20 protein-coding genes are annotated in these 18,954 nt (G+C 71.5%); 13 read left to right on the top strand and 7 right to left on the bottom strand.

Annotation, left to right across the window (positions count from 1 at the left end; genetic code table 11):
• Positions 1–52: 52 nt before the first annotated feature.
• Positions 53–310 (bottom strand): hypothetical protein, encoded by a 258-nt coding sequence (locus ABZS71_RS27105; protein WP_356214281.1) that lies wholly within the window; start codon positions 308–310, stop codon positions 53–55.
• 247 nt (positions 311–557) lie between these two features.
• Here ABZS71_RS27105 and ABZS71_RS27100 point away from each other — a divergent pair, with 247 nt between their 5' ends.
• Positions 558–1,346 carry an MgtC/SapB family protein gene (locus ABZS71_RS27100; protein ID WP_355858986.1) on the top strand — a complete coding sequence of 263 codons (789 nt, stop codon included), beginning with the start codon at positions 558–560 and terminating at the stop codon, positions 1,344–1,346.
• 10 nt (positions 1,347–1,356) lie between these two features.
• On the opposite strand, the gene ABZS71_RS27095 is transcribed toward ABZS71_RS27100, so the two are convergent.
• The 4 genes from ABZS71_RS27095 to ABZS71_RS27080 all read right to left on the bottom strand — a co-directional run bounded on the left by ABZS71_RS27095 (position 1,357) and on the right by ABZS71_RS27080 (position 4,113).
• Positions 1,357–2,268: a DJ-1/PfpI family protein gene (locus ABZS71_RS27095; RefSeq protein ID WP_356214279.1), complete on the bottom strand. Its 912-nt coding sequence runs from the start codon at positions 2,266–2,268 to the stop codon at positions 1,357–1,359.
• The gene (locus ABZS71_RS27090) at positions 2,265–2,816 is read right to left on the bottom strand and encodes an isochorismatase family protein (protein ID WP_355858992.1); all 552 of its coding nucleotides are present in this window, start codon (positions 2,814–2,816) and stop codon (positions 2,265–2,267) included. The genes ABZS71_RS27095 and ABZS71_RS27090 overlap by 4 nt, the downstream gene beginning before the upstream one ends.
• Before the next feature lie 152 nt (positions 2,817–2,968).
• Positions 2,969–3,826, bottom strand: a complete 858-nt coding sequence (locus tag ABZS71_RS27085; RefSeq protein WP_356214276.1) for a 3-hydroxybutyryl-CoA dehydrogenase — start codon at positions 3,824–3,826, stop codon at positions 2,969–2,971.
• Positions 3,827–3,960: 134 nt separating this feature from the next.
• Positions 3,961–4,113: a hypothetical protein gene (locus ABZS71_RS27080; RefSeq protein WP_356214317.1), complete on the bottom strand. Its 153-nt coding sequence runs from the start codon at positions 4,111–4,113 to the stop codon at positions 3,961–3,963.
• 108 nt (positions 4,114–4,221) lie between these two features.
• Here ABZS71_RS27080 and ABZS71_RS27075 point away from each other — a divergent pair, with 108 nt between their 5' ends.
• Entirely contained in the window at positions 4,222–5,451 is a 1,230-nt protein-coding gene (locus tag ABZS71_RS27075; protein WP_356214274.1) for a family 10 glycosylhydrolase, read from the top strand.
• Positions 5,452–5,468: 17 nt separating this feature from the next.
• Here the strand turns inward: ABZS71_RS27075 and ABZS71_RS27070 are convergent, their stop codons facing one another.
• Complete coding sequence (locus ABZS71_RS27070) at positions 5,469–5,672, bottom strand: DUF1918 domain-containing protein (protein ID WP_355859001.1); 204 nt, start codon at positions 5,670–5,672, stop codon at positions 5,469–5,471.
• Positions 5,673–5,721: 49 nt separating this feature from the next.
• On the bottom strand, positions 5,722–6,750 hold the full coding sequence (locus ABZS71_RS27065; RefSeq protein ID WP_356214272.1) for a DMT family transporter: 1,029 nt from the start codon (positions 6,748–6,750) through the stop codon (positions 5,722–5,724).
• On the opposite strand from ABZS71_RS27065, the gene ABZS71_RS27060 reads away from it, so the two are divergent.
• The 11 genes from ABZS71_RS27060 (at position 6,749) to ABZS71_RS27010 (ending at position 18,949) form a co-directional block, all read left to right on the top strand.
• Entirely contained in the window at positions 6,749–8,200 is a 1,452-nt protein-coding gene (locus ABZS71_RS27060; protein ID WP_356214270.1) for a PLP-dependent aminotransferase family protein, read from the top strand. The genes ABZS71_RS27065 and ABZS71_RS27060 overlap by 2 nt on opposite strands.
• 75 nt (positions 8,201–8,275) lie before the next feature.
• The gene (locus ABZS71_RS27055) at positions 8,276–8,722 is read left to right on the top strand and encodes a GNAT family N-acetyltransferase (protein ID WP_356214268.1); all 447 of its coding nucleotides are present in this window, start codon (positions 8,276–8,278) and stop codon (positions 8,720–8,722) included.
• A gap of 16 nt (positions 8,723–8,738) precedes the next feature.
• Positions 8,739–9,311, top strand: a complete 573-nt coding sequence (locus ABZS71_RS27050; protein WP_356214266.1) for a histidine phosphatase family protein — start codon at positions 8,739–8,741, stop codon at positions 9,309–9,311.
• Positions 9,312–9,594: 283 nt separating this feature from the next.
• Positions 9,595–11,814, top strand: coding sequence for an NADP-dependent isocitrate dehydrogenase (locus tag ABZS71_RS27045; RefSeq protein ID WP_356214264.1), 2,220 nt, complete (start codon positions 9,595–9,597; stop codon positions 11,812–11,814).
• Positions 11,815–12,201: 387 nt separating this feature from the next.
• Positions 12,202–12,696, top strand: coding sequence for a lamin tail domain-containing protein (locus tag ABZS71_RS27040; protein ID WP_356214262.1), 495 nt, complete (start codon positions 12,202–12,204; stop codon positions 12,694–12,696).
• Positions 12,697–12,807: 111 nt separating this feature from the next.
• Positions 12,808–13,605 (top strand): SDR family NAD(P)-dependent oxidoreductase, encoded by a 798-nt coding sequence (locus ABZS71_RS27035; RefSeq protein WP_356214261.1) that lies wholly within the window; start codon positions 12,808–12,810, stop codon positions 13,603–13,605.
• A 473-nt stretch (positions 13,606–14,078) separates the two neighbouring features.
• Positions 14,079–15,107: an N-acetyl-gamma-glutamyl-phosphate reductase gene (argC, locus tag ABZS71_RS27030; protein ID WP_356214259.1), complete on the top strand. Its 1,029-nt coding sequence runs from the start codon at positions 14,079–14,081 to the stop codon at positions 15,105–15,107.
• Positions 15,104–16,258, top strand: a complete 1,155-nt coding sequence (gene argJ / locus ABZS71_RS27025; RefSeq protein ID WP_356214257.1) for a bifunctional glutamate N-acetyltransferase/amino-acid acetyltransferase ArgJ — start codon at positions 15,104–15,106, stop codon at positions 16,256–16,258. The genes argC and argJ overlap by 4 nt, the downstream gene beginning before the upstream one ends.
• Complete coding sequence (gene argB, locus ABZS71_RS27020) at positions 16,255–17,181, top strand: acetylglutamate kinase (RefSeq protein WP_356214255.1); 927 nt, start codon at positions 16,255–16,257, stop codon at positions 17,179–17,181. Before argJ ends, argB begins: the two co-directional genes overlap by 4 nt.
• Positions 17,178–18,380 (top strand): acetylornithine transaminase, encoded by a 1,203-nt coding sequence (locus tag ABZS71_RS27015; protein ID WP_356214253.1) that lies wholly within the window; start codon positions 17,178–17,180, stop codon positions 18,378–18,380. Before argB ends, ABZS71_RS27015 begins: the two co-directional genes overlap by 4 nt.
• Before the next feature lie 8 nt (positions 18,381–18,388).
• Positions 18,389–18,949: an arginine repressor gene (locus ABZS71_RS27010; RefSeq protein ID WP_355859026.1), complete on the top strand. Its 561-nt coding sequence runs from the start codon at positions 18,389–18,391 to the stop codon at positions 18,947–18,949.
• The last annotated feature ends 5 nt before the right edge of the window (positions 18,950–18,954 follow it).

The raw sequence follows: 18,954 nt of genomic DNA, 5'->3' as shown, positions 1-18,954 counted from the left end.
CCGCGCGAGCCTCGCGGCCCCCGCGGCCCACGCGGGCACCCCGGCCCGGGCGCTAGTGGCCCGCCGCCTGCCACACCGCGAGCGCCAGCGCGGAGACGCCCGTCAGGGCGGCGATGGAGGGCAGCGGCCAGCGTCCGTGCTCCAGGACGCGCATCCGTCCGGCCAGTTGGCCGACGTCCTCCTCCGACTGTTCCCCCCGGTGGTCGAGCAGGGCGAGCCGGCCGTCGACGCGGGCGAAGCCCACATCGACGCTCCGGCGGAGTTCCGCGAGCTCCACGGCTAACGCGGCTTGCTCGGGCTCGGTGGTCACGGGTTGATCCCCTTCCGGATGTACGTCCGTGCACTGGTCATGCTATGAGTCAACCGCGTACCCGGGCGGCGCGGGAGAGTGTGTGGGGATGGTGTGTGAGTCACCGGCGCACACCCCGTGCGAAGAGCGGTGCGCACCGGGGCCGGCCGTTCCGTTTCCCGTTCCGCTTCCCACGTGTCCGAGCCGATGTCGGGTACTGATGGGACGCATGGGGTGGGACCGTCAGGACGGACCGAAGAGGTGGCACGTGCAACTGATCGCCGCTCCGATGTGGGAATTCGGTGCTGACCAGGGGGTACGGCAGTTCGCCGAACTCGGTGTCGCGCTGGTGCTGTCCACCCTCATCGGGCTCGAACGGGCGGTGCGGCAGAAGAGTGCCGGGCTGCGCACCCACACCCTGGTGGGCGTGGGCAGCGCGCTGTTCATGCAGGTCTCCCAGTACGGCTTCGCCGATGTGCTGTTGCGGGAGCACGTCACCTTGGACCCGTCGCGGGTGGCGGCGCAGATCGTCTCCGGTATCGGCTTCATCGGCGGCGGTCTGATCTTCGTACGCCGGGATGCCGTCCGCGGACTGACCACGGCGGCCACCATCTGGCTGACCTGTGCGGTGGGCATGGCCTGCGGCGGCGGCCTGGCCCTGCTGGCCACGGCGGCCACCGTGGTGCACTTCCTGGTGGTACGCGGCTATCCGCTGGTCACCCGCCGTATGCCGGCCACGTGGTCGGCCGAGGAGGTGGAGGTGCAGCTCTCCTACCGGGTGGGCGGCGGGCTGCTGTCCCACGTTCTGGAGCTGTGCACGTCCGCCGGGTTCAAGGTGCTGCGGGTGCGGGTGGACCGGGCGCCCTGGAAGGGCCGGGACCGTTCGACCCGTGTCGTCCGGGCCGAGGAGGAGGCCAGGCCCAGCGATACGGGCGTCGCCGAGGTACAGCTCGCCCTCGAAGGCACGGGGGATGTGCTCCGGCTGGTCGGGCAGATCTCCGAGCTGGACGGTGTGCTCGGCGCCGACGCCGGACCGGAAACGGAGTCGGCGGAGTGAATCCCGCCGGTCACAGTGCGCGCGCCCGGAGGCGGCGCAGCATCCGCGCGTCGTCGAACCCCACTTCGCGGGCCGCGGCTTCCACTGTCGAGCCATGGCTGATCAGATGCTGGGCGCGTTCCAGCCGCAGTGTCTGCTGGTAGCGCAGCGGGGTGAGCCCGCTGGTGGCGCGGTTGAACAGCCGGGTGAGGGTGCGTTCGCTGACCCCCGCACCGGCGGCCAGATACGCCAGCGACAGCGGCTCGGTGAACCGTGCGTCGATGAGGTCCTGGACGCGGTGGACGGTGTCGTCCAGATGGGAACGGTGCCGCAGCATGACGCTGGCCTGCGGCTCATGGCCGTTGCGGCGGGCGTAGACGACCATGTTCCGGGCCACCTGGGCGGCGAGCGCCGGACCGTGCCGGAGGGCCAGCAGATGCAGCGCCAGATCGATCCCACTGGCGATGCCCGCCGAGGTCACTACCCGGTCGTCGGTCGTGAACAGCACGTCCCGTACCACCGTCGCCCGGGGATACCGGGCGGCCAGCTCATCCTGGAGCTCGTGGTGGGTGGTACACCGGCGCCCGTCCAGCAGCCCGGCCAGGCCCAGCGCCAGCGCCCCGGCGCACACGCTGGCGACGGTGCCCCCGGCCGCGTGGTGCGCGCGCAGCCGCGCCAGTTCCTCCGGGCCCGGCTCCGGGCCGACGTGCGGCGTGGACGTCCGCCAGCCCGGCACCACGACCAGGTCGTCGGGGCCTGTCTCGGGCCATCGGGTGTGCGCGGTCAGCGTCACACCCTGAGCGCTGGGAATCCGCTCCCGCTCGGCGACGTAGCTGAGCTCGTACGGCTGCCCGAGGTCCGCCGCCGTGCTGAAGACCTGGGCCGGTCCGGCCAGATCGAGCAGGTGGACTCCGGGCAGCAGGACGAAGACGACCCGGCTCACGCCGTGGACACTCCCGGCTCCGCCTCCAGCTCGGCCACCGTCGCGATCCGGGCGAACCGGTCGCGGAGGACCGCCTCCGTACGCTCGATGATCGCCTCGGCGCTGAGCTTGCCGATCGGGTTCGTCGTGGTGGCGTCGGTGACGAAGACGACCCGGTACCCCAGGTCGCTGCCGACCCGGGTGGTGGTCTCCACACACTGCTCGGTGCGGATGCCGCAGACCACCAGCTCGCGCACGCCCGCCGCGGTCAGCAGCTGGTGCAGACGGGTGGTGGTGAAGGCGTTGTGGGAGGTCTTGTGCAGCACCGGCTCACCGGCCTCCGGCCGCTCCAGCTCGTCCAGCAGCCGGACGTGCTGCTGGTCCGGATCGAACACGCCTCCACTGCCGGGCTCGGTGTGCAGCACCCAGACCACCAGGTCACCCTCGGCACGGGCGAGGCGGACCAGCCGATTGACCGGATCCGCGATCTTCGGATTGGCGATCTGCTCCCACGACGGGCGGGCGCGGAAGGACTCCTGGACATCGACGACGATCAGTGCGCGATTCATGTGACCCAGTCTGACCTGGGCCGACATCAAGCGGCCAGGCACGATCGGGGCTGGTGCCGGAACGATCCGGTCAGCCTCATCCGGGCGTAGGCGGCCCCCTCCCCGCGAGCCGCCCTCCGCCACCACCGGGCGCCGAGCCGATCGCGAGGGCGTCAGTACGGGTAGAAGCCCGAGCCCGTCTTACGGCCCAGCCGGCCCGCGTCCACCATGCGCAGCAGCAGCGGGGGAGCGGCGTACAGCGGCTCCTTGTACTCGTGGTACATCGAGTCGGCGATCGCCGCGATCGTGTCCAGACCGATCAGATCGGACAGCTTGAGCGGGCCCATCGGATGGGCGCAGCCCATCTCCATGCCGTTGTCGATGTCCTCACGGCTGGCGATGCCGGACTCGAACATCCGGATCGCGGACAGCAGATACGGGATCAGCAGCGCGTTGACCACGAACCCCGAGCGGTCCTGGGCGCGGATCGCGTGCTTGCCGAGGACGTCATGGACCAGCGCCTCGGAGCGCTTGATGGTCTCGTCGCCGGTGGTGAGCGCCGGGATCAGCTCGACCAGCGCCTGCACCGGGGCCGGGTTGAAGAAGTGGATGCCGATGACGTGGTCGGGGCGGGAGGTGGCGACGGCCAGCTTGACCAGGGGGATGGAGGAGGTGTTGGAGGCGAGGATGGCGTCGGGACGGGCCACCACCTGGTCGAGCACCTGGAAGATCTCCGTTTTGACCTGCTCGTTCTCGACAACCGCCTCGATCACGAGGTCACGGTCGGCGAACTCCCCCAGATCGGTGGTGAAGTTCAGCCGCCCCAGCGTCTCGTCCCGCTCCTTCTCGGTGATCTTGCCGCGTTCGGCGGCCTTGCCGAGGGAGTTGGTCAGGCGGGTACGGCCGATCTCCAGGGCCTCGCCGGTGGTCTCCGCGACCATGACGTCCAGGCCGGCGCGGGCGCACACCTCCGCGATGCCCGCACCCATCTGGCCGCAGCCCACCACTCCGACGCGTTCGATGTCGGTCACATCGTGCCTTTCGCTGATCTGCCTTCGGCTGTGTCGTCCCCCTGTCGCCCCTGACGTTACCCTCCGGTTATCGGCGAGGGACGGGCCGGGGCCGGATTCGCCCGGGCCCCGGCCAGTCCGCTGTCACCGCGCCGTTACGACGCGTCGCCGCGGAGGATGACGCGGCCGTTCGTCTCCCCGTAGACCCGCCCGTGGACCCGGGGGCCGCCGGTGATCGTGGCGCCGGTCCAGCCCCACTGATGGGCGTTGCCGTTGATCCTTGTCCAGCTCGCCCCGGCGTCGGCCAACGGCCGGATGGCCGTGCGAGAAGAGTGAAGTCACGGGGTAACCATTGCCGCGTGCGCCCAAGAGCCCCATCATCGGCGGGAGTTGCCACAAGGGGCGAGGAGCTGAGCATGGGTCGGATCACGCGCAGAAGCCTGACGGTCGCCGCCGCCGGGGCGCTGGCCGCAACCGTCACGGGCGAGGCGAGGGCGGACGGGCGGGGCGGGGAGCGCCGGCCCCGGTTCCGCGGGATGTGGCTGGCCTCCGTCGCCAACCGGGACTGGCCCTCCAGGCCCGGTCTCACGGCCGCGGAGCAGCGCGCCGAGCTGCTCGCGTTCCTCGACACCGCGGCCGAGCGCCGGCTCAACGCGGTGGTCTTCCAGGTGCGGCCGACCGCCGACGCGCTGTGGCCGTCACCGTACGAGCCCTGGTCGGAGTACCTCACCGGGGTCCAGGGCCGCGATCCGGGCTGGGATCCGCTGGGCACCGCCGTACGCGAGGCGCATCGGCGCGGTCTGGAGCTGCACGCCTGGTTCAATCCGTACCGGATCGCCAACCACACCGACGTCTCGAAGCTGGTCCCCACTCACCCCGCGCGCGTGCACCCCGAGTGGGTCGTGCCGTACGGCGGGAAGCTCTACTACAACCCCGGGCTGCCCGAGGTCCGCCGCTTCGTCCAGGACGCGATGCTGGACGCGGTCGGGCGCTATGACATCGACGCCGTTCACTGGGACGACTACTTCTATCCCTATCCGGTGGCGGGCCAGGTCTTCGACGACGACGCCGCGTACGAGCGCCATGGCGCGGGCTTTCCGGACCGGGCCGCCTGGCGGCGGGACAACATCGACCGGCTCGTGCACGAGACGGCCGGCCGTATCAAGCGGCTGAAGCGGGGCGTACGGTTCGGCATCAGCCCCTTCGCGGTGTGGCGCAACCGGGCCACCGATCCGCTCGGCTCCGACACCCGGGCAGGGGTGCAGACCTACGACGACCTGTACGCGGACACGCGCGGCTGGGTGCGGCGGGGGTGGATCGACTACATCGTCCCGCAGGTCTACTGGAACATCGGCTTCGCCGCCGCCGACTACGCCAAGCTGGTGCCCTGGTGGGCCGATGCCGTACGCGGCACCGGGGTGCACCTCTACATCGGAGAGGCCCTCTACAAGGCGGGCGACCCGGCACAGCCCGCACCCTGGCAGGACCCGGCGGAGCTGTCCCGGCATCTCACCTTCGACCGGGACTATCCGCAGGTCCGGGGGAACGTCTACTTCTCCGCAAAAGAAGTGGCCGCCGACCGCAACGGCGCCATGGCGCGTGTGGTCGCCGACCACTACTCGTGTCGCGTACGTCCGCCCCGTTGAGCCGGGCCTTGGCGGCGTTACTGCCGGGGTCCGGTGGCCAGGTGCCGGACGACGGAGTCGGGCCCGGGGGAGAACAGGCACTCATGGCCGTCGTCCTCGTAGCGGATGCGGTACGGCGGTTCGCCGTGGTCCCCGAGCACTTCGATGATCTCTGCGATCCGGTCGTGTATGCCGACAACCCTGCCGTGCACCAGCAGCTTGTCGCCTGTGGTCGCCTCCATCTGCGTGACCTCCTGTCCGCCGGAGGGCAATGCGATCCCTGAAGCCAGTCTATGGCCGCTTATCCTGGTTTGCGCCTGTCGGGGGGCCAATCCGGGCCGCCGATCCCGGAACCCGCGCCCGCTGCGTCACTCCGATGCACACCAGGACCGCGACGGCGGCGAGCGGGGCCGCGGGGGTCAGCTCCTCGTCGAGCAGAAGCACCGACCACACCAGCGTGAGCAGCGGCTGCGCCAGCTGGAGCTGGCTGGCCCTGGCCACGCCGATGGCGGCCATCCCGCGGTACCAGGCCACCAGGCCCACGAACTGCGAGCCCACCGCCAGCCACAGCAGCCCGGTGACGGCGCGCGCGCCGAGGTGGACCGGCTCGCCGAGCAGCGCCAGCGCCGCGCCCGGCACCGACAGCGGCAGACAGCCCACCAGGGCCCAGCCGATCACCTGCCAGCCCGGCATATGGCCGGCCAGCCGGCCGCCCTCCGTATAGCCCGCCGCGCACACCAGCAGCGCGCCGAACAGATACAGATCGCCGGTGGTCGGCGCGCCACCGCTCTGCTGCACCGCGAAGACGATCACGACGGCGGCCCCGGCCAGCGCCGCCGCCCAGAACAGGCGCGAGGGCCGCACCCCCGTGCGCACGGCGGAGAAGGCGGCGGTGGTGAGCGGCAGCAGGCCGACCACCACGGCCGCGTGCGAGGTGGTGGAGGTCTGCAGGGCGAGCGTGGTCAGCAGAGGGAAGCCCACGACGACACCCGCCGCGACCACCAGCAGGCCGGGCCAGTGGCGGCGCCCGGGGAGCGGTACGCGCAGCGCGGCCAGCGCGCCGCCGGCGACCAGCGCGGCGAGCACCACCCGGCACGCGGTCACCGACCAGGGGCCGAGGCCCTCCAGCGCCCAGGCGGTGGCGGGGAAGGTGAGGGAGAAGGCGGCCACGCCGAGCGCGGCGAGAACGGTTCCGCTCCGGGCGGGATGCGGCGGCGAGGTGCTGGGCGGCGGGGCGCCGGGCGGCGGGGCGGAGCCGCGCTGGGGCTCGCCGCTCACCGCTATCGTGCCGCGCTCGGTAGCGCTATCCTCTGCTGTCATGCATGAGCGTAGCAGTGTGGCTGATCTCGCCGATACGCTGCGGAGCGAACTGAACCGCTACTCACCCGGTGAGAAGCTGCCCTCCAGCCGTGCGCTGATCGAGCGCTATCGGGTAAGCCCCGTGACCGTCTCCCGGGCGCTCGCCACACTCGCCGCCGAGGGGCTTGTCGTCACCCGCCCCGGCGCCGGTGCCTTCCGCGCCGCCGCCCGGCCACGGGCCGAGGAGCCGCGGCCCGGCGACACCTCCTGGCAGGAGGTCGCGCTGAGCGCCCCGCCCGCCGGCGACTCGGTCCCGCGCTCCGTCGACGCCTCCGGTGTCCTGGCCACGCTCGCCGCCCCGCCACCCGGCGCCCTGGAACTCAACGGCGGCTATCTCCACTCCTCGCTCCAGCCCGAGCGGGCGATGGCCGCCGCCCTCGCCCGCGCCGGCCGCCGGCCCGGTGCGTGGGACCGCCCGCCCGTGGAGGGGCTTCCCGAGCTGCGCGCCTGGTTCGCCCGCGAGATCGGCGGCCGGGCCGGCGCCCTGGCCCCTTCCGACGTTCTGGTCACCGCCGGCGGCCAGTCCGCACTCACCTGCGCGCTGCGCGGGCTCGCACCGCCCGGCGCGCCTGTCCTCGTCGAGTCCCCGACCTACCCCGGCATGCTCGCCGCCGCCCGCGCCTCCGGGCTGCGGCCCGTCCCGGTCCCGGTGGACGCCGACGGGGTCCGCGCCGAGCTGCTCGCCGAGGCGCTGCGCGCGAGCGGCGCCCGGGTCTTCGTCTGCCAGCCGCTCTTCCAGAACCCGACCGGTGCGGTGCTCTCCGCCGAGCGCCGCCGCGAGGTGATCCGGATCGCCCGCGAGGCGGGCGCGTTCGTGGTGGAGGACGACTTCGCGCGCCGGCTCGTTCACGAGGACGCGCCTCCGCTGCCCGCCACGCTCGCCGCCGACGACCCCGACGGGGTGGTCGTTCACGTCTGCTCGCTCACCAAGGCCACCTCGCCCAGCCTGCGGGTGGGCGCGCTCGCCGCCCGCGGCCCCGCGCTGGAGCGGCTGCGCGCGATCCAGATCGTCGACAGCTTCTTCGTGCCCCGCCCGCTGCAGGAGGCCGCGCTGGAACTCGTCGGCGCGCCCTCCTGGACCCGCCATTTGCGCACCGTCGCCGACCGGTTGCGGACCCGCCGCGAGGCGCTCGTCACCGCGATCCGGCGGGACCTGCCCGGCCTCGCCCTGCCCCATGTCCCGCCCGGCGGCTACCACCTGTGGCTACGGCTGCCCCAGGGCGCCGACGAGGCCGCGCTGGCCTCCGCCGCGCTGCGCGCCGGAGTCGCCGTAGCCCCCGGCCGTCCGTACTTCTGCGCCGAGCCGCCCGCGCCGCACGTCCGGCTGAGCTTCGCGTCGGTGGCGGGCACCGGTGAACTGGCGGAGGGGGTACGCCGGCTCCGTACCGCGTGCGAGGAAGTGCTCGGCTGAGGCGGGTGCGTCGGGGCCGAGGGTCCGCCGGAATTCCGTCGCGGCGGCCGTGGCGCTGCTGATAGGAACATCCACATGATCGACGGCTACGAGATCTCCACCGACCCGGCGCGGCTCGACCCGGCCCGTGTCCACCACTGGCTGTCAACCGACGCCTACTGGGCGCTCGGCCGCACCCGCGAGAAGCAGGACCACGCCATCGCTGGCTCGCTCAACTTCGGCGCGTACGACACCGCTTCGGGCGCCCAGGCCGCGTACGCGCGCGTCGTCACCGACCACGCCACCTTCGCCTGGCTGTGCGATGTCTACGTCGACCGGGCCGCGCGCGGCAAGGGGCTGGGCAGCGCGCTGGTCACGGCCGTCCGCGACCATCTGGCGCCCCTCGGTCTGCGCCGCATACTCCTCGCCACGGAGGACGCCCACGGCGTCTACGAGAAGATCGGCTTCGGGCCGCTCGACGATCCCGAGCACTGGATGCGCCTGCTCTTCGCCCGGCGACAGGCCACCGGGGCGAACCCGTGAACCGTACGATGCCCGGATGACGTTTCGGCTGACGCTGGTCGCCGCCGCCCGGACCTCATCCCGCCTCGGGGAGCGCTTCGACGACGACCGGCCGCTGGATCCGGAAGGCCGGCACGCGGCCGAGCGCGCCGCGCCGGTGCTGTTGCCCCTCGCCGCCGCGGAGCTGCGCTACTGCTCGCCGTCGCCCCGCAGCCGCGAGACCGGTGACGCGCTCGGCTTCACCCCGCTGGTCCAACTCGCCCTGCGCGATTGCGACATGGGCCGCTGGTCGGGCCGTACGCTGGCGGATGTGATGGCGCGCGAGCCGCGTACGGTCGACGCCTGGCTCGCCGACCCCCGCTCGGCGCCGCACGGCGGCGAGTCGCTGCACACATTCATCACCCGGGTGGGCGGCTGGCTGGACACCCGGCCGGCCGAGGACCACGCCAAGATGGTCGCCGTCGCCGACCCCGGGGTGATCCGCGCGGCGATGATGTACGCGATCAAGGCGCCGCCGCACTGCTTCTGGAGCGTCGACATACTCCCACTCTCCACGGTCACCCTGACCGGTCGCGCGGGCCAGTGGCGGCTGCGTATGGAGGGTTTCTAGGGCACTCCTTTTTTTCTCAGGGCTCGGTTCGCCTCCGGGGCGCTCCAGCCACTGTCGACAGTCGACCATACCGGCCCCGCAAAGTCGTCCGCATGGACGGGAACGATCTCAGGAAGCGGGGGCGGAGACCAGGTCCTTTCGCGACCGCGTGGGCCGGCTGACCGGCGACTCGGCGCTGTGACGCATACGGGGCCAGGTTTCTTTCGAGGGTCCTTTCGAGAGGGGCCCGATCACGAGATATCTTGATGTCGAGCAATGTTGCAGACGTGGAGCGGAGCACCCGGTGACTGACTCGACCATCATCTATACGCACACCGACGAGGCCCCGGCCCTCGCGACGTATTCGTTCCTGCCTGTGGTCGAGGCGTACGCCTCGACGGCCGGGGTCACCGTGGAGAGCCGTGATATCTCGCTGGCGGGGCGGATCATCGCGAGCTTCCCCGAGTACCTCGAAGAGGGCCAGCGGATCGATGACGCGCTCGCCGAGCTCGGTGCGCTGGCCAGGACCCCCGAGGCCAACATCATCAAGCTGCCGAACATCTCGGCGTCGATCCCGCAGCTGAAGGCCGCGATCGCCGAGCTCCAGCAGCAGGGCTACGCGCTGCCGGACTACCCGGACGACCCGAAGACCGACGAGGAGCGGGACATCCGCGCCCGTTACGACAAGGTCAAGGGCAGCGCCGTCAACCCGGTGCTGCGCGAGGGCAACTCCGACCGCCGCGCCCCCGCCTCGGTGAAGAACTACGCCAAGGCCCACCCGCACCGCATGGGCGCGTGGTCGTCCGACTCGAAGACGAACGTCGCGCACATGGACGCCGACGACTTCCGCTCCACCGAGAAGTCCGTGGTGATCTCCGAGGCCGGTTCGCTCCGTATCGAGCTGGTGGGCGACGACGGCACCACCACCGTGCTGCGCGAGTCGGTGCCGGTGCTCGAGGGCGAGGTCGTGGACGCGTCCGTGATGCGCGTCGCGGCGCTGCGCGAGTTCCTCTCGGATCAGGTCGCCCGCGCCAAGGCCGAGGGCGTGCTGTACTCGCTGCACCTGAAGGCCACGATGATGAAGGTCTCCGACCCGATCATCTTCGGCCACGCGGTACGCGCCTTCTTCCCGAAGACCTTCGCCGAGCACGGTGAGACGCTCGCCGCCGCCGGTCTGACCCCGAACGACGGTCTCGGCGGCATCCTCAAGGGCCTGGAGCCGCTGCCCGAGGGCCCGGCGATCAAGGCGTCCTTCGAGGCCGAGCTGGCCGAGGGCCCCGCGATGGCCATGGTCGACTCGGACCGCGGCATCACCAATCTGCACGTCCCGAGCGATGTCATCGTCGACGCCTCCATGCCGGCCATGATCCGCACCTCCGGACATATGTGGGGCCCGGACGGCGAGGAGGCCGACACCCTCGCGGTCATCCCGGACAGCAGCTACGCCGGCATCTACCAGGTCGTCATCGACGACTGCCGCGCCAACGGCGCCTTCGACCCGGCCACGATGGGCTCGGTGGCCAACGTCGGCCTGATGGCGCAGAAGGCCGAGGAGTACGGCAGCCACGACAAGACCTTCGAGATCCCCACCACGGGCACCGTCCGCGTCCTCGACGAGGCCGGCAACGCGGTGCTGGAGCAGGTCGTGGGCGCCGGTGACATCTTCCGGATGTGCCAGACCAAGGACGTGCCGATCCGGGACTGGGTCAAGCTCGCCGTCACCCGCGCCCGCGCGACCGGCGACCCGGCCGTGTTCTGGCTCGACGAGGGCCGCGCGCACGACGCCAACCTGATCGAGAAGGTCAAGGAGTACCTGGGCGAGCACGACACCGAGGGTCTCCAGATCGAGATCATGTCGCCGGTCGACGCGATCGCGTTCTCGCTGGAGCGGATCCGCCGGGGCGAGAACACCATCTCGGTCACCGGCAACGTCCTGCGTGACTACCTGACCGACCTGTTCCCGATCCTCGAGCTCGGCACCAGCGCCAAGATGCTGTCCGTCGTCCCGCTCATCAACGGCGGCGGCCTGTTCGAGACCGGCGCCGGCGGCTCCGCCCCCAAGCACGTCCAGCAGTTGGTCAAGGAGAACTACCTGCGCTGGGACAGCCTGGGCGAGTTCCTCGCGCTCGCGGTCAGCTTCGAGCACCTCGCCCAGAAGACGGGCAACGGCCGCGCCCAGGTGCTCGCCGACACCCTCGACCGCGCGACCGGAACCTTCCTCAACGAGAACAAGTCGCCGAGCCGTCGCGTGGGCGGTATCGACAACCGCGGCAGCCACTTCTACCTGGCCCTCTACTGGGCCCAGGAGCTGGCCAAGCAGACCGACGACCCCCAGCTCGCGGAGGCGTTCGCCGGCCTCGCCAAGACGCTCGCCGAGCAGGAGCAGACCATCGTCGACGAGCTGATCGCCGTCCAGGGCTCGCCCGTCGACATCGGCGGCTACTACCAGCCCGACCCGGCCAAGGCCTCCGCCGTCATGCGCCCGTCCGCGACCCTCAACCAGGCCCTCGCGACCCTCAGCTGACGCCTCCGCCACAGCGCCCGTTCCGCCCCGGCCGGTATCCCACCGGCCGGGGCGGTTCCGTCTTCGGGAGGTGTTCCTCGTCGGTCGAAGAGGTCCACGGCGCTCTTGAACTGTCGCGACGGCAGGTTCTGGTGTGGCCGGCGTGATCGGGAAAGCCGCCGCGCGGACGACGTGGCAGGACAACAGCGAAGAGATCAGCCGAAGCCTGCCGTGGCCCGCGGAGCATGCGTGACCTGGTCCGTTACCCGGAGCGGGCCCGTCAGGCCGGATAGGCCCGGTGCGGCATCAAAGAAGTGCGCGACCCGTGTTATTTACCGTGCAACCATCACGCCCCCTCACAAGTCCTTCACATGCAACACGTCTTCATCGCACTTTGAGGGGAATCTCTTGCGTAAGCGATCTGTCATAGCCGCGGCTGTTACCGCCGGCGCGCTGGCCTTCCTTGCCGTCAACCCGGCTCAGGCCGCCGAGTACCACTCGGCGCTGAAAATCCGCGGAGTCCAGTACGACGCGCCCGGCCGTGACTCCAACAGCTGCTCCTCCGGCAACACCAGGGAGGAGTACCTGACGATCAAGAACTACTCGTCCTCGGCGACCATCAACCTCAAGGGCTACGTCGTCAAGGACGCCACGGGTAACCGCTTCGCCTTCACCGCCAGCCACTACCTCCAGCCCGGTGACTACGTGAAGCTCCGCGGCGGCCACGGCACCGACTCCGACAAGTACAACGTGGTCTACCGCGACAGCTGCAACTTCATGTGGAACAACGACCGCGACACGATCTACCTGTACAAGCCCTCCGGCAGCCGCTCGGATGTCCACTCCTACACCAAGAGCGGATACGACCGCGACGGCGACGGCTACATCCGCTTCCACAGCTGACCAGGACGCGCGCGGCCCCCACCTCCTGATCGCAGGTGGGGGCCGCGCGGTGAACCTTTGCATCAAGCTGCCGTGGATCGTATAGCGTGCCATACCTGAGGGAGGAAGGCGATGGCGGTACGCGCTGCGGTAACAGGCACCGACACCGTCGACGCGGCCGGCGAGCCGCTGTCGGGGTGCGCGGCGCTGGTGACCGGCGCGTCCAGCGGCATCGGGGCAGCCACCGCCCTGGCGCTGGCCCGGCAGGGCGCCGCTGTGGCGCTGGTCGCCCGCCGCACCGAGCGGCTGGAGGAACTGGCCACCGCGATCCGAGGCCAGGGCGGCTCGTGCGTCGCCCTCACCGCGGACCTGCGTGACATGGCGCAGGCGCGCCACGCCGTCGAGGACGCCGCGGACCGCTTCTCACGGCTGGACGTGCTGGTCAACAACGCCGGTTACGTAGCGATGGGCACGTTCGAGGAGAACGCCCCCGAGGACCTGGATCAGACGGTCGACCTCAATGTCAAGGCTGTCCTGCACGTGTCGCAGGCGGCGCTGCCGCACCTGCTGCACGCGGCCGCGGATGATCCGCGCCGAGTCGCCGATCTGGTCAACGTCAGCTCGCTCGCGGGCCGGGTGGCGCGTAAGAACAACAGCGTGTACTCGGCGACGAAGCACGCCGTGGGCGCGTTCAGCGAAGCCCTGCGCCAGGAGGTCACCGGGCGGGGGGTGCGGGTGGGCCTGGTCGAGCCGGGTATGACCACGACGGAGATGGCGACCGGCGCGGGTTCCGCCGCCGCCCGTGGCCTGCCGCGGAATACGTGGCTGCGCGCTGAGGACATTGCCCGCTCCATCATCTTCATGATCACCCAGCCCCCGCACGCCGCGATCAACGAGATTATGGTGCGCCCGACGGCTCAGGAGCACTGACCACCGGCGCGCACGCCGGAACAGCAGCCTGCCCACCGATTCGAGCACTCAGAGTTGCCGACTGGACGGGACGTCGGGCCGGCCTCCGGTAGTGGGGCTGCGCAGCCGCCATCGGACGAGTGCCCTGAGCATTCCGGCGCCGGCCGCAACGGCGCCGGCCGCAATGGCGCCGGCCGCAATGGCGCCGGCCGCAATGGCGCCGGCCGCAACGGCGCCCGCCTCGGACGCCACCCCGGCCGCCCACGTCCACCACTGGGACTGTTCGCCTCCCCCGTCCGGCGGAACCGCCCTCATCACCCTGACCGACCAAGCGTGCGTCCGCAGCCCGGCGACCCCGACCACACACCCGGCCAACTCAGGCGCTCACTGGCCAACCGAAGCGCGACCACAAGCGGCCTGCTGGTCGGTAACCCGACTCTTTGCATAAAGCTGCCGTGGATCGTATAGTCATGCCATACCTGAGGGAGGCTGGGATGGCGGTACGTGCTGCGGTGGCAGGAGCGAGCGGATATGCGGGCGGCGAGCTGCTGCGTCTGCTGCTCGCGCATCCCGAGGTGGAGATCGGCACGCTGACCGGCAACTCCAATGCCGGACAGCCTCTGGGGACCCTGCAGCCCCATCTCCTCCCGCTCACCGACCGGGTGCTGGAGGCGACCACCGCCGAGGCGCTGGCCGGGCACGATGTGGTTTTCCTCGCGCTGCCGCACGGGCAGTCCGCCGCCGTCGCCGAGCAGCTCGGCGACGGGGTGCTGGTGGTGGACTGCGGCGCCGACTTCCGGCTGGCGGACGCGGCGGACTGGGAGAAGTTCTACGGTTCGCCGCACGCCGGGACCTGGCCGTACGGCCTGCCCGAGCTGCCCGGGGCCCGCGTCGCGCTGGAGGGGGCGGGGCGCATCGCGGTTCCGGGCTGCTATCCCACCGCCGTCTCGCTCGCGCTCTTCCCGGCGTACGCGGCGGGGCTGGTCGAGCCCGAGGCCGTGGTCGTCGCCGCCTCCGGGACCTCGGGCGCGGGCAAGGCGCCCAGGCCGCATCTGCTCGGCAGTGAGGTCATGGGGTCCATGAGCCCGTACGGCGTGGGCGGCGGCCACCGGCACACCCCGGAGATGATCCAGAACCTGTCGTCCGCGGCGGGGGAGCGGGTCTCCGTCTCCTTCACTCCGACGCTCGCCCCGATGCCCCGCGGCATCCTGGCCACCTGCAGCGCCAAGGCCAGGGCCGGGGTGACGTACGGGACCCTGCGGGCCGCGTACGAGAAGGCGCTCCGGGACGAGCCCTTCGTACGGCTGCTCCCCGAGGGGCAGTGGCCCTCCACCTCCGCCGTGTACGGATCCAACGTCGCGCTGCTCCAGGTCGCCCACGACGAGGCGGCCGGCCGCGCCATCGTGATCAGTGCCATCGACAACCTCACCAAGGGCACCGCGGGCGGCGCGGTCCAGAGCATGAACATCGCCCTCGGCCTCCCCGAGGAGCTGGGACTTTCCACGATCGGAGTCGCTCCATGAGCGTTACGGCAGCCAAGGGCTTCACGGCCTCCGGCGTCGCGGCAGGGATCAAGGAGAACGGGCACCCCGATCTCGCACTCGTCGTCAACAACGGCCCCCGCCTCGCGGCCGCGGGCGTCTTCACCTCCAACCGCGTCAAGGCCGCCCCCGTGCTCTGGTCCGAGCAGGTGCTGAAGGGTGGTCAGGTCTCCGCCGTCGTCCTCAACTCCGGTGGCGCCAACGCCTGCACGGGCCCGGGCGGTTTCCAGGACACCCACGCGACCGCCGAGAAGGTCGCGGACGTCCTCGGGCACAGCGCGGGCGAGGTCGCCGTCGCCTCCACCGGGCTCATCGGCCTCCGGCTGCCCATGGACGCCGTGCTGCCCGGTGTGGAGGCGGCCGCCGCCGCGCTCTCCCCGCACGGCGGCGAGAAGGCCGCCATCGCCATCAAGACCACCGACACCGTGCACAAGACGGCCGTCGCGCAGAGCCCCGACGGCTGGACCCTCGGCGGTATGGCCAAGGGCGCGGGCATGCTGGCCCCGGGCCTGGCCACCATGCTCGTCGTCCTCACCACCGACGCCGAGGTGGACGCCCCGGAGCTGGACGCCGCGCTGCGCGCCGCCACCCGCACCACCTTCGACCGGATCGACTCCGACGGCTGCATGTCCACCAACGACACGGTGCTGCTGCTCGCCTCCGGCGCCTCCGGCGTCGCCCCCGCCCACGCCGATTTCGCCGAGGCGGTCCGCACCGTCTGCGCCGATCTCGCGCGCCAGCTGATCGGGGACGCCGAGGGCGCCTCCAAGGACATCCGGATCGAGGTCGTGGGCGCGGCCACCGAGGACGACGCCGTCGAGGTGGGCCGCTCCATCGCCCGTAACAACCTGCTCAAGTGCGCCATCCACGGTGAGGACCCCAACTGGGGCCGGGTGCTCTCCGCGATCGGCACCACCTCCGCCGCCTTCGATCCGGATCAGCTCAATGTCGCCATCAACGACGTGTGGGTCTGCAAAAACGGTTCAGTCGGCGAGGACCGCGAGCTCGTCGATATGCGCTACCGGGAGGTACGGATCACCGCCGACCTCTCCGCAGGCAGCGAGTCGGCCGTCATCTGGGCCAACGACCTGACCGCCGACTACGTCCACGAGAACAGCGCCTACTCGTCATGAGCCAGCCGACCGCCCGTAAACACACCGCCCTGCCCAAGGCCCGCACCCTCATCGAGGCGCTGCCCTGGCTGACCCGCCACCACGGCAAGACCGTCGTGATCAAGTTCGGCGGCAACGCGATGGTCGACGAGGAGCTGAAGGCCGCCTTCGCCCAGGACGTGGTCTTCCTGCGCCACGCCGGGCTGCGCCCCGTCGTCGTGCACGGCGGCGGCCCGCAGATCAGCGCGCACCTCGACAGGCTCGGCCTGGTCTCGGAGTTCAAGGCCGGGCTGCGGGTCACCTCGCCCGAGGCGATGGACGTCGTACGGATGGTGCTGGCCGGCCAGGTCCAGCGCGAACTCGTCGGCCTGCTCAACCAGCACGGCCCCCTCGCCGTCGGGCTGACCGGCGAGGACGCGCACACCATGACCGCCACCAAGCGCTACGCCGACATCGACGGCGCACGTGTGGACCTCGGCCGGGTCGGCGAGATCACCGAGGTCGACCCGGGCGCGGTCCAGGCGCTGCTGGACAACGGCCGGATCCCGGTCGTCTCCTCCATCGCGCGCAGCGCCGACGACGGCCATGTCTACAACATCAACGCGGATACGGCGGCGGCCGCGCTCGCCGCCGCGCTGAACGCCGAGACGCTGATGGTCCTCACCGACGTCGAGGGCCTCTACGCGGACTGGCCGAACAGTGACGAGGTGATCAGCCAGCTCACCGCGAGCGAGCTGGAGAAGCTGCTGCCCGAGCTGGCCAGCGGCATGGTCCCCAAGATGGAGGGGTGTCTGCACGCCGTGCGCAACGGCGTCACCACCGCGCGCGTGCTCGACGGGCGGGTGCAGCACTCCATCCTGCTGGAGATCTTTACCGACGAGGGCATCGGCACGATGGTCCTGCCGGACCAGGACACGACGACGGACGAGGGGGAGGACCAGTGAGCAACACGGAGCTGAGGAAGCGCTGGCAGGGCGCGCTGATGGACAACTACGGCACCCCCCGCCTCCCGCTCACCCACGGCGAGGGCACCAAGGTCTGGGACGCCGACGGCACGGAGTACCTCGACTTCGTCGGCGGCATCGCCGTCAACTCCCTCGGTCATGCCCACCCCGCCGTCGTACGGGCCGTGTCCGACCAGATCGCCACCCTCGGCCATGTCTCCAACCTGTTCGTCGCCGAGCCCCCGGTCGCGCTCGCCGAGCGGCTGCTCCAGCTCTTCGGCCGCTCCGGCCGGGTCTACTTCTCCAACTCCGGCGCGGAGGCGGTCGAGGCCGCCTTCAAGATCGGCCGACGGACGGGCCGCACCCATATGGTGGCCACCACCGGTGGCTTCCACGGCCGCACCCTGGGCGCCCTCGCGCTGACCGGCCAGCCCGGGAAGCAGGACCCCTTCCTGCCGCTGCCCGGCGATGTCACCCATGTCCCGTACGGCGACACCGAGGCGCTGCGCGCGGCCGTCACCACCGACACCGCCCTCGTCATCCTGGAGCCGGTCCAGGGCGAGAACGGGGTCATCGTGCCCCCGGCCGGCTATCTGGCGGCGGCCCGCGAGATCACCCGGGCCACCGGCACCCTGCTGGTCCTCGATGAGATCCAGACCGGAATCGGCCGCACCGGCCACTGGTTCGAGCATCAGGCGCAGGGCGTCGAACCCGATGTCGTCACCCTCGCCAAGGGGCTCGGCGCCGGGTTGCCCATCGGCGCGACCGTCGCCTTCGGCCCCGCCGCCGAGCTGCTCACCCCAGGTCAGCACGGTTCCACCTTCGGTGGAAACCCCGTCGCGTGCGCCGCCGCCCTGGCCGTTCTCGACACCATCGCCGCCGACGGCATCCTCGACCGGGTCAAGCGGGCGGGGGAGCGGCTGCGTGAGGGAATCGAGTCGCTCGACCACGCGTTGATCGCCCGGGTCCGCGGTGCCGGGCTGCTGCTCGGTATCGTGCTGACAGAGTCCCTCGCGCCGCAGGTGCAGCAGGCGGCTCAGGACGCGGGACTCCTGGTGAACGCGGTCGCTCCGGATGTGATCCGGCTCGCCCCGCCGCTCATCGTCGGCGACGACGAGGTGGACACCTTTCTCCGGGAGCTGCCCGCGATCCTGGACGCCGTCCACGAGGGCCACGGGGAACGACGATCCGGAGACTGACGACACCGATGACCGAGGCGCAGCACACCGAGGCGACGCAGGACCCCGAAGCGAACCACGGCGGACCGTCCGTGCCGCAGACCCGCACGGCCCGCCACCGCCGGATCGTGGACATCCTGAACCGGCAGCCGGTCCGCTCCCAGAGCCAGCTCGCGAAGCTCCTCGCCGACGACGGACTCTCCGTCACCCAGGCGACGCTCTCCCGCGACCTGGACGAACTGGGCGCGGTGAAGATCCGTAACACCGGCGGCGAGCTGATCTACGCGGTGCCCAGCGAGGGCGGCGACCGCACGCCCCGCGCCCCGCTCGGCGAATCGGCGAGCGAGGCACGGATGGGGCGGCTGGCGGGCGAACTCCTGATCTCGGCGGAGGCGTCGGCCAACCTCGTGGTGCTGCGCACCCCGCCGGGCGCCGCCCAGTTCCTGGCCTCGGCCATCGACTCGGCGGAGCTGCACGACATCCTCGGCACCATCGCGGGCGACGACACGCTGCTGCTGATCAGCCGCGACCCGGCGGGCGGCCAGGCCCTCGCCGACCACCTTCTGCGCCTGGCCCAGAAGGCCCGCTGATCCCG

Source organism: Streptomyces sp. NPDC005393 (assembly GCF_040606675.1).
In the GTDB taxonomy this organism is placed as follows: Bacteria; Actinomycetota; Actinomycetes; order Streptomycetales; family Streptomycetaceae; genus Streptomyces.
This window is presented reverse-complemented; position numbering and strand designations above follow the sequence as displayed.